This is a genomic window from Mesorhizobium sp. M4B.F.Ca.ET.017.02.2.1 (assembly GCF_003998955.1).
GTDB classification, from domain to species: Bacteria; Pseudomonadota; Alphaproteobacteria; order Rhizobiales; family Rhizobiaceae; genus Mesorhizobium; species Mesorhizobium abyssinicae.
The window spans coordinates 1-10,192 of sequence record NZ_RZOF01000241.1; the positions used below are offsets into that span (position 1 = coordinate 1).

At 65.5% G+C, this 10,192-nt stretch carries 11 protein-coding genes; 7 read left to right on the forward strand and 4 right to left on the reverse strand.

All coding sequences use genetic code 11. The features are described 5' to 3' along the window. Positions 1-1,127: transaminase (locus EN738_RS23915; protein ID WP_127285860.1), on the reverse strand; the 1,127-nt coding region annotated here is incomplete at its 3' end. Between the two features lie 157 nt (positions 1,128-1,284). Between EN738_RS23915 and EN738_RS23920 the strand changes: the two genes are divergently transcribed. After that, positions 1,285-1,737, forward strand: a complete 453-nt coding sequence (locus tag EN738_RS23920; protein ID WP_127285861.1) for a hypothetical protein — start codon at positions 1,285-1,287, stop codon at positions 1,735-1,737. A 6-nt stretch (positions 1,738-1,743) separates the two neighbouring features. On the opposite strand, the gene EN738_RS23925 is transcribed toward EN738_RS23920, so the two are convergent. Together EN738_RS23925 and EN738_RS23935 are read right to left on the reverse strand one after the other, a co-directional pair. Continuing rightward, entirely contained in the window at positions 1,744-2,718 is a 975-nt protein-coding gene (locus EN738_RS23925) for a WD40 repeat domain-containing protein (RefSeq protein WP_127285862.1), read from the reverse strand. A gap of 347 nt (positions 2,719-3,065) precedes the next feature. After that, on the reverse strand, positions 3,066-4,109 hold the full coding sequence (locus EN738_RS23935) for a GTP-binding protein (protein WP_127285863.1): 1,044 nt from the start codon (positions 4,107-4,109) through the stop codon (positions 3,066-3,068). Between the two features lie 136 nt (positions 4,110-4,245). On the opposite strand from EN738_RS23935, the gene EN738_RS23940 reads away from it, so the two are divergent. Both EN738_RS23940 and EN738_RS23945 read left to right on the forward strand, forming a co-directional pair. After that, positions 4,246-4,977: an intradiol ring-cleavage dioxygenase gene (locus EN738_RS23940; RefSeq protein ID WP_127285864.1), complete on the forward strand. Its 732-nt coding sequence runs from the start codon at positions 4,246-4,248 to the stop codon at positions 4,975-4,977. 221 nt (positions 4,978-5,198) lie between these two features. Continuing rightward, the gene (locus tag EN738_RS23945; RefSeq protein WP_127285865.1) at positions 5,199-5,669 is read left to right on the forward strand and encodes a MarR family winged helix-turn-helix transcriptional regulator; all 471 of its coding nucleotides are present in this window, start codon (positions 5,199-5,201) and stop codon (positions 5,667-5,669) included. A 244-nt stretch (positions 5,670-5,913) separates the two neighbouring features. Here the strand turns inward: EN738_RS23945 and EN738_RS23950 are convergent, their stop codons facing one another. After that, entirely contained in the window at positions 5,914-6,810 is an 897-nt protein-coding gene (locus EN738_RS23950) for an AraC family transcriptional regulator (protein ID WP_127285866.1), read from the reverse strand. Positions 6,811-6,859: 49 nt separating this feature from the next. Here EN738_RS23950 and EN738_RS23955 point away from each other — a divergent pair, with 49 nt between their 5' ends. The 4 genes from EN738_RS23955 to EN738_RS23970 all read left to right on the forward strand — a co-directional run. Further along, the gene (locus tag EN738_RS23955; RefSeq protein ID WP_127285867.1) at positions 6,860-7,267 is read left to right on the forward strand and encodes a DUF2000 family protein; all 408 of its coding nucleotides are present in this window, start codon (positions 6,860-6,862) and stop codon (positions 7,265-7,267) included. Between the two features lie 194 nt (positions 7,268-7,461). Next, positions 7,462-8,346, forward strand: coding sequence for a DMT family transporter (locus EN738_RS23960; protein ID WP_187331356.1), 885 nt, complete (start codon positions 7,462-7,464; stop codon positions 8,344-8,346). A gap of 66 nt (positions 8,347-8,412) precedes the next feature. Then, entirely contained in the window at positions 8,413-9,435 is a 1,023-nt protein-coding gene (locus EN738_RS23965) for a LacI family DNA-binding transcriptional regulator (protein ID WP_127285869.1), read from the forward strand. Then, the coding region (locus tag EN738_RS23970) for an NAD(P)-dependent oxidoreductase (RefSeq protein ID WP_127285870.1) at positions 9,432-10,192 on the forward strand (761 nt) is incomplete at its 3' end. The genes EN738_RS23965 and EN738_RS23970, both read left to right, overlap by 4 nt.

Below are 10,192 nucleotides of genomic sequence, written 5' to 3' on the forward strand. Positions count from 1 at the left end.
CGGCAGCGGTCGATGACGGCGGTCAGCCCGGCATCGAGCCGCCGCGCCAGCCGGTCCATGCGGGCATAGGCCGCCTCGGTCATCACCTCTTCGAGGGCCGCGCGCATCGTGGCGAATTGCAGCGGATTGGCCGACAGCGTCGTGCCCATGCCGGAATAGCCGGGTTCCTTGGTCCGGTTGTAGGCGGCGTAGCGGCTGGCGACCTCGTCGCTCAGGCCCCAGACGCTCGCCGGCACGCCGCCGGCCACCGGCTTGCCGAGGACGAAGAGATCGGGCTCCAGCCCGTACTTCTTGGTGTAGCCGCCGGGACCGGTGGAGATAGTGTGCGTCTCGTCGATCAAAAGCAGCGTGCCGGCGGCGCGGGTGAGGCGCCGCAGCGCGTCGTGGAAGCCCGGCTCGGGCAGCACCATACAGGAGTTGGTCAGCACCGGCTCGGTGATGACGCAGGCGACATCCCTGTCGGCGAGCGCCGCTTCCAGCGCGGCGATGTCGTTGAATTCCACGATCTTCGTTGCCCGCGTCAGGTCGCGGAACTCGCCTGCCAGGCCCGGCCGGTTCACCGGTTTGCCGTCGACCAGCCGCACCATCGTCTCGTCGACCGAGCCGTGATAGCAGCCGTTGAAGACCAGTATCTTCTCGCGCCCAGTCACCGCGCGGGCGACGCGCAGCGCGAAACGGTTGGCGTCGGTCGCGGTGGTAGCGATCTGCCAGAACGGCAGGCCGAAGCGCTGCTGGAGCAGCGGGCCGATGGCAAGGGCATCCTCGCTCGGCAGCATATAGGTCAGACCGCGCCCGGACTGGCGGCGGATGGCGCGGGCGACCGGCGGCGGAGAATGGCCGAACATCGAACCGGTGTCGCCGAGGCAGAAATCGTCGAGCCGGTTGCCGTCGATGTCGGTTATGGTGGCGCCCCTGGCGCTGTCGACAAGGATCGGAAACGGCGTCGGCCAATCGTTCATCCAGTGCATCGGCACGCCGCCGAAAAAGCCGGGCAGGCCATTGCCGGCCTTGGCCTCGGATTTCGGCCGCGCCTTGCGGAAAACCTCAGCCTCCGTGTCGCGCAGCATAGCAATGCGCTCGCGGCTGATGCCGCCGATCGACGTCTTTGAATGGCTGGTTGAATGCATGAAGGCCCCTCTCGCCGTTCACTGTAGACAATCGCCGTCTCAAACCGCAATTGGCCGCCTGCTTGCCGTGCATTGGTTCAGCGGCAGCCGGCTGGCGCTTGACCTCGAGGCAAAGCCCGGCATCAATAAGGGCGTGGCTCGGTTCTGGGGGAGAAAAATGCGGGCGATCATTTGCACTGCGACATTGCTTCTGTCGGCTGGCTCGGCCCTTGCGAGCGGCGGCATCTGGTGCTCCGCCGAGGATGCGGGGGCAATATTCCAGGTCGAGGCCGGCGTCACCAGGGGCATGGGCGGGCCGACGTTCAATTTTCGCGGCGATCTCGAAATTCTCGGCAGGCCTGCCGGCGACAGCCTGCGCAAGACCATCTTCGAGGATTCCAACCTGACGCAATACTGGCTCGACGGCGAGGAATTGCGGCTGAACATCTATCGCGAGCACGAAGTCGCTGAACGTATCAACTCGGTCGAACTGACGATCCTGACCAAGACCAGCGACGAAGGCGTCTATGACGGGCGCTATACGCTCGCCATCTACGACGCCGCGGCGGATACGGACCAGGACGGCAAGCCGGTTGAAGTCAAAGGCAAAGTATCCTGCGGGGCAGAATAGCCGCGGCTATGCGGAAATATCGATTACGCCGCAGTCGCCGGCGGCGCTGCCGAAGACGACGCGGCGCTCTTGCCTGTCCCACATCATCGCGGTGATGGCGCCCTTGCCCGGGCGGCGCAGCAGCACTTCCTTGGCGTCGGCGAAGCGCACCGCCATCACCATGCCGTCGTCATAGCCGATCGCCACCACATCCTGGCTCGGATGGCAGGCGACCGTGGTCACCATGGCGTTGCCGCGCGTGCCGAGCTCCAGCGGTGCCTTGCCCATCGGGCCGTCCTTGCCGGTAAACGGCCAGACGATCGCCGCCGGCGCGCCCGAGCTCGCCAGCCATTTGCCCTTCGGCGCCCATGACAGGCTTTTGACCTTTGCCGGATAGCCGCTCATGCGCATGTGCTTGCCGTCGGCGAGCTTCCAGCCGTGCAGCGCGTTTTCCTGCATCGTGGTGACGAGGAAGGCGCCGTCCGGCGAGAAGGTGATGCCGGTATGGGCGCCGGCCCATTCGAGCTCCACCGGCTTGCCCTCGGCGGCGGGGAAATGCAGCGTCGCGCCATTGTAGCGGGCGACGCCGAAGCGCATGCCCTTGGGCGAGAAGGCCAATCCCTCGACCGAGCGCGGGTGGGCGAATTCCTTGGTCTTGCCGTCGGCGAAGCGCACGAAGGCGGTCTTGCCCGAAGCAAAGGCGATCGCGCCCTGCGGGCCGGCGGCGATGCTGGTGATCCATTTCCTGCCGGCGCTCGCCAGTTCCTCGACGTTGCCGCCCGCGGTGGTCGAAAAGACCTTGCCGTCCTCGCCGCCGGTGATCAGCCGGTCATTGGCGGCATCGTGAAAGGAGGCAAGCAGTCCGTCATTGGCCTGAACGGTCTTATGGCCGTTGTCGAGGCGGTGGATTGTGCCATCGGCGAGCGCGAAATGCGGCACATCGCCGAGGAAGACGGCGGCGACGCAATGGCCTTCGAGATCAAGCGGGGCGACAGTGGGCATGGCTATCTTTGTCTGGTGAAAGTGCAGAAGGCGGCTTACTCGACGTTTGTACGTCCGGCAACCATGAGGGGGATATTCGCCAGCGATGGCGCCGCCCCTCATTGTCCTGCCGGACATTTCTCCCCGTATAGTGACGGGGAGAAAGAGGGCTGTCGCGGATGATCTCGCCAATCTTCAGCGCTACAGAATAGGCGTCGACATCGCGGCCAGCCTTCTTCTCCCCGTCACTATACGGGGAGAAGGTGCCGGCAGGCGGATGAGGGGCGGCGCCAACGGTTGGAAATTGTCGCTACAGAATGCTTGGCAGTGCTTCGATCGCCCTAAGCAGCCTGTCCTCTCCCGAACGTTCAAGCCGCCTGGCAGGCCTCGAAGCTCTTGCGCAGCCGCTCGGCGTCGAGCTCGCGGCCGATGAAGACCAGCCGGCTCTCGTGCTTCTCGCCATCCCTCCAGGCGCGCTGGTGATCGCCCTCGATGATCATGTGGACGCCCTGGATGACATAGCGCTCATCGTCGCCTTTCAGCGCGATGATGCCTTTCAGCCGCAGGATGTTGGGGCCTTCCATCTGGGTGATCTTCTCGATCCACGGGAAGAACTTCTTCGGGTCCATCTCGCCGCCGCGCAGCGACACCGACTGCACCGTCACGTCATGGATATCGGAAGGATGCGCGTGATCGTGGTCATGATCATGGTGATGGTGATCATGGTCATGATCGTGGTGATCGTGATCATGGTCGTGCGCTTCGAGGAAATGCGGGTCGTTCTCCAGCGCGCGGGCAAGGTCGAAGGCGCCGCGATCGAGCACCTCGGCCAGCGCGACACCGGCGCGCGTGGTACGGTGGATCCGGGCCGACGGGTTGATGGCGCGGATCGTCGCCTCGACCTTGGCGAGTTCGTCCGGCGTGACGAGGTCGGTCTTGTTGAGCACCACCACGTCGGCGAAGGCGATCTGGTCCTCGGCTTCCTTGGAATCCTTCAGCCTGAGCGGCAGGTGCTTGGCGTCGACCAGCGCCACCACGGCGTCGAGCTTGGTCTTGGAACGCACATCGTCGTCCATGAAGAAGGTCTGCGCCACCGGCACCGGATCGGCGAGGCCCGTGGTCTCGACGACGATGGCGTCGAAGCGGCCGGGACGGCGCATCAGGCCCTCGACGACGCGGATCAGGTCGCCGCGCACCGTGCAGCAGACGCAGCCATTGTTCATCTCGTAGATTTCCTCGTCGGATTCCACGATCAGGTCGTTGTCGATGCCGATCTCGCCGAACTCGTTGACGATGACGGCATAGCGCCTGCCGTGGTTCTCCGACAGGATGCGGTTGAGCAGGGTCGTCTTGCCGGCGCCGAGGTAGCCGGTCAGCACGGTTACGGGGATCTGCGTCTGCGCTTGGCTCATGTCTTGCCTCGAAAAGTCTTCCTGCCTCGGCAAATCCGGGCTTCGAAAAGGGGAGTGTCGGCTCCATATAGGGTGTGTGCCACGCATTTGCACGCGGCAAACCGATGGGCCAGGCAGCAGGCCGGAAAGGCGCCAGATGTCCGACAAGCGAGCTTCCTTGCCAATCTCCCGGCGCCGGGCGCTCGGCCTGATTGCCGTCACCGCCGGCGGCGGCAGCTTTATGCCGTCCACCGCGCCAGCAGCGCAGGTTTCGTCCTATGCCGGGCTTGCCCTTTTCGATGCCGGCGGCGGCGTTTGCGCCATCACGCCCGAGGCGACCGAGGGGCCGTTCTACTTCGACCCGAAGCTCGAACGCGCCGACATCACCGAGGGAAAGAGCGGTGTCGGCCTGACTGTGAAGCTGCAGGTGGTCGATGCCACCTGCCGGCCGCTGGCAGGGGCGCGCGTCGATGTCTGGCATTGCGACGCGCAAGGCCACTATTCCGGCTATCCGGGCCAGGGCGACGGCCAGGATGTCGACACGTCAGGCCAGACTTTCCTGCGCGGCTGGCAGAAAACAGACGAACGCGGCATCGTGTCCTTCGCCACCATCTATCCCGGGTGGTATCGCGGCCGCACCACCCATATCCACTTCAAGATCTTCCTGGACGACAGCTCGACGATGACCGGCCAGCTGTTCTTCCCCGACGCGCTCAGCGATCAGATCTTTGCGACCGTGCCGCCCTATGCCGAGCGCGCCGGCAAGCGCGACACGTCGAATGCGCGGGACGGCATCGCGAGACGCGCGGGACCGCTGGCGCAGGCGGCCTTGCGCGAGGCGGCGGACGCCTACCAGGCGCTGCTGGTCGTCGCGGTGAAGTCCGGCTGAGGCTCGGCTTTGCACGCCTCGACGCGCCCGCCGGAAAGCCTTCCCGCAGGGGAAAAGTCGTTTGTCATCTAACTGAAATAAACATCTGGCATCACCTCGGCGGACATCGCAATGCTTGCCGGCAAAGCTGTTCTGCAAGCCGGATTCTTTTTGATCGTCGATTGCCAACCGGCAGGCAGCCTCTATGCTGTCGGCACCGGTTCGGCCGAAGAGGGATGACCATGGCCAAGGCGGACAAGACAGCGACAATGAGCCGGCTGCATTCGGCGGCGCGACTGGCGCGCACGGCGCTCGCCGCGCGTCTTCTGGCGCATGGTTTCTATGCCGGGCAGGACCAGATCATGCTGGCGCTCGACCGCGAGGACGGCCAGACGCCCGGCAACCTCGCCGGCCGCCTGGGCGTGCGCCCACCGACCATCACCAAGACCATCAACCGGTTGCAGGCGCAGGGTTTTCTCGAAAAGCGCGCCTCCAACGCCGATGCCCGCCAGGCCCACATCTTCCTCACCGATACCGGCCGCGACATCATCCACGCCATCGAGAAATCGGTGAAGAAGACCGAGAAGCAGGCGCTGAAGGGCCTCGACAAGAAGGACCAGAAGGCGCTGTTCAAACTGCTCGCCCGGGTCGAGGCCAATCTTTCGAACGAAGATCTGGTGCTCATAGACGACGACGCCGAGCTGGATGAGTAACGAGCGACGCGTCAGCGTCGTCTCGCAGCGACGCGTAAGCGCGACGCGAAGCGTCGTCGCGGTGCGCCAGCGTTGCCCTTTAACGAGCGACGCGGTGAGCACGATGCGCAGCATGGTCGCTTCAAGTAGCACCCAAGCATCGGCGGCTTAGCGGAAGGGCGACGACGCTGCGCGTCGCGCCTGAGAGCCATCACAGGGCGTCTCGCGGTTGAGCGACGACGCTGCGCGTCGCGCCTGAAAGCTATCACTGGGCGTCTCGCGGTTGAGCGACGACGCTGCGCGTCGCGCTTTGCACCAGCGCCGACCAACGCCCGGGCGTCAGCCCGAACGCCTTCTTGAAATGCCGGTTGAAATGGCTCTGGTCGCTGAAGCCGGCGGCAACGGCGATTTCGGCCAGCGGCTCGCCCGCCTCGATCATCCGGCGCGCCCGCTGCAGCCGGCGCATCACAAGGAAGCGATGCGGGCTGGTGGCGTAAGTGGCGCGGAAGTGGCGCGAGAGCGCGTAGCGGTCGAGGCCGGTAACGGCTTCCAGTTCACCTGACCGCACCGGCCGCCCGGCATTCTCCTCGAGATAATCGCGCGCAAGTGCTGCGGCGCGCCATGCCGTCTTTCCCATCGGCTTTGCCGGCTGCCCGGCATGTCGACCGAGGTTCCGCGCCAGCCGCGCGATGAAATCGGCGACGAACAGCTCGTCCAATTCTTCCTCCAGCGGCGCCAGCGCCGACAGCAGCGTGCCGCGCAGCGCCGGGTCGCTCACCACCGCATCCTCAACGAAAGGCAGCGGCGCGCCACGCAGGCAATCGATGAGCAGCGACGGTTCGAGATACAGGATCCTGTAGCGCAGTCCGTCCTCCGTGCCGGCGCCGCCATCGTGCAACTCGTCGGGATGCAGCACGATCACCTGGCCGGGCAGGCTGTGTCGCAGCGCGCCACGATAGCGGAAGCGCTGGACGCCGTGCAGCGTGACGCCGATGGCATAGGTGTCGTGGCGGTGCAATTCGAAGGCATTGCCGTGGAAGCGCGCCTCGATGCGCTCGATGCCGGTGCCTGCCGGCGCCGACACGATACCGTCCCCGGTGACCTCGCCCGAGCACGAACGTTCAAGACCCTGCACAGGCTCCGCGGCTAGATCGTGTGGCATCGCTTCATCCAGGCCTGTCACAGGCCGCCTCCCGGAGACTTGAATCTTGGTGTTCGATACGAAATTTGCAATCGTGCTCAGGGACGATCTCGCCGTCTGGCAAAAGCTCAACGTCACCGCCTTCCTCACCAGCGGCATCGTTGCCCAGTTCCCGGAGATCATCGGCGAGCCCTACCGCGACCGTGCCGGCAACATCTACAACCCGCTGTCGATCCAGCCGGTGATCGTGCTGTCGGCGGACGGACCGACGCTGAATGCGATCCATCGCCGGGCGCTGGAGCGCGGCGTGACGACATCGGCCTATGTCGAGGAGATGTTTTCGACCGGGCACGACGCCGCCAACCGCGCCGTCTTCGCCGAATTCGCGCCCGATGACGCCAGGGTCGTCGGCATCGCGCTGCGTGCCGAGAAGAAGCTCGTCGACAAGATCGTCAAGGGCGCCCGCATGCAGTCATGATTGAAGCCCGCAGGCGCTGGTCCACGGAGCGCCTAAACTGAGCCTGTCCGGGGACGCTTGTTGGGCCAGTCGCTTTTGGCTTGCCGGCCAGCGGCGATTGCCGCAAAAGGTGGCGTCTACCTTTCCTCGGCCCGACCTTGAGCATTCCCAAAAATCAAGACGACAGCGCAACGCCGCCGGCGGCGATGCTGCTGATGCTGTGCGTGTATGTCTGCTTCACCTTTCTCGACACCAGCAGCAAATATCTGGTGCTGGCCGGCGTCTCGGCGCTGATCGTCGCCTGGGCTCGCTTCGTCGTTCATGTGCTGCTTGTCGGCGTGTTCCTGCGCGGCTGGCGCGAGCCGTCGCGTTTTCGCGCCAGGAACCTGACCGCGCATATCCTGCGCGGCGCGTTCCTGTTCGGCTCGACCATGTGCAACATTTTCGCGCTGCGAACCCTGCAACTGGCGGAGACGACATCGATCTACTTCTTCGGCCCGATGGTGATCACCGCGCTTGCCGGTCCGCTGCTCGGCGAATGGGCGGGCTGGCGGCGCTGGCTGGCGATCCTCACCGGCTTCGTCGGCGTGCTGATCATCACCCGGCCGGGCGTCGGCGTGTTCGGCATCGGCCATCTCTTCGCGCTCGGCTCGATGCTGTCGAACAGCTTCTATGTCATCATGACCCGCCGCATGTCGGCTACGGAAAGCTCGGAAAGCCTGATCCTGTTCTCGGCACTGGCGCCGACCGTGCTGCTGTTGCCCATGCTGCCGTTCTCAGTGTCGTTGCCGCATGACGGGTGGCACTGGTTCATCCTCCTGATGCTCGGCGTGTTCGGCGCCACCGGCCATTGGCTGCTGGTGCAGGCCTATCGCCTGGCGACCACCACGGCGCTCGCCCCCTACCCCTATTCGCAGATGGTGTGGATGATCATTTCCGGCTGGATCATCTTCAACCAGTTTCCCGACCGCTGGACGCTGCTGGGGGCTGCCATCATCGTCGCCAGCGGCCTTTACATCATTCATCGCGAACACCGGCTTCGCCTGCGCAACAGCGCGACGCTGGACGCAGAGGCCGAAGCCCTGGCAAAAAAACTTTGATTTGCCGGGGATCGATGGCATAAGAGCCGCCTTTAAACAGTTTAAATCGGTTCGGGGAGCGAAGGGCTGGCACAGAAGATCAAGCTTTCGACGATCGCGGATGCGCTCGGTGTGTCCACGGCCACGGTGTCGCTGGCGCTGCGCGACAGCCCGCTGGTGGCGGGCAGCACACGCGACCGCATCAAGGAACACGCCCGCGCCATCGGCTATATCTACAATCGCCGCGCCGCCAGCCTGCGCACCTCGCGCTCAGGCATTGTCGGCGTCGTCGTGCACGACATCATGAACCCGTTCTTCGCCGAGATCCTGCGTTCGATCGAAAGCGAGCTCGACCGCAGCCGGCAGACCTTCATCCTGTCCAACCACTACGACCAGCTCGAAAAGCAGCGCACCTTCATCGACACGCTGCTGCAGCTCGGCGCCGACGGCGTCATCATGTCGCCGGCCATCGGCACGCCGGCCGAGGACATCGTCATGGCCGAGGACAACGGCCTGCCGGCGGTGTTGATCGCGCGCAGCGTCGCCGGGGCCGACGTGCCGGTCTTCCGCGGCGACGACGCCTATGGCACGGCGCTGGCCACCAACCACCTGATCTCGCTCGGCCACAAGCGCATCGCCATGATCGGCGGCACCGACCAGACGTCGACCGGCCGCGACCGTTACCAGGGTTATCTCAACGCCATGGAGGCGGCGGGGCTGGAGGTCAGGCCGTCCTGGCGCATCGCCGGCCCGCGCACCAAACAGGCCGGGTTCGAGGCCGCCGGCCAGTTCTTGGCGCTGAAAGACAAGCCGACCGCCGCCTGCTGCTGGAACGATCTCGTCGCCATCGGCCTGATGAACGGCATCGCCCGCGCCGGCCTGGTGCCGGGCGTCGACATCTCGGTCACCGGCTATGACGATCTCGAGGAGGCGGCAATCGCGACACCGGCATTGACGACGGTCTGGAACGGCCAGCGCGAGGTCGGCCGCCGCGCCGCCAGCGCGCTGCTCGACAAGCTGAATGGACAGACGGTGCGGCCGTCGCAGGAACTGATCAAGCCGGAACTGCATGTGCGCCAGTCGACCGGCAAGCCGGTGGAGCGGGCATGACCAAGACCGAACAGCAGCCGGTCGCCATCCTGGTGCCCGGCCATTTCAACGACCATGCCGTCGGCCGCATCGATCGCACGTTCCGGCGGATCGGGATCGAGCGGGCCGATCCGTCGCTGGTCACCGACGAGATGCGCGAGACGGTGCGCGGCATCGCCTGCTTCGGCGGCATCAAAGCAGCCCTGATGGACGCACTGCCCCGGCTCGAGATCATCGCGAATTTCGGCGTCGGCTACGATTCGGTCGACGCCCGCCATGCCGGGCAAAACGGCATCATGGTGACCAACACGCCGGACGTGCTGACCGAGGAGGTCGCCGACACCACGATCGGTCTGCTGATCAACACCGTGCGCGAAATGTACGCCGCCGAGAAATGGCTGCGCGACGGCGGCTGGGTGAAGACCGGCCACTACCCGCTGAGCCGGCTCACCTTGCGCGGCCGCAGCGTCGGCATCTTCGGCATGGGCCGCATCGGCCTCGCGGTCGCCCGCCGGCTGGAGGCTTTCGCCCTGCCGGTCTCCTACCACAACCGCCGCAAGGTCGAGGGCCTGCCCTACGGCTACCACGCGACCCTGAAAGGCCTGGCCGAGGCGGTCGACACGCTGATTTGCATCGCGCCGGGCGGCGCCGCGACGGAGAAGGCGATCAATGCCGAGATCCTGTCGGCGCTCGGCCCGAACGGCGTCTTCGTCAACATTGGCCGCGGCAGCACGGTGGACGAGGCTGCGCTTGCCGCCGCCCTTGCCAACGGCACCAT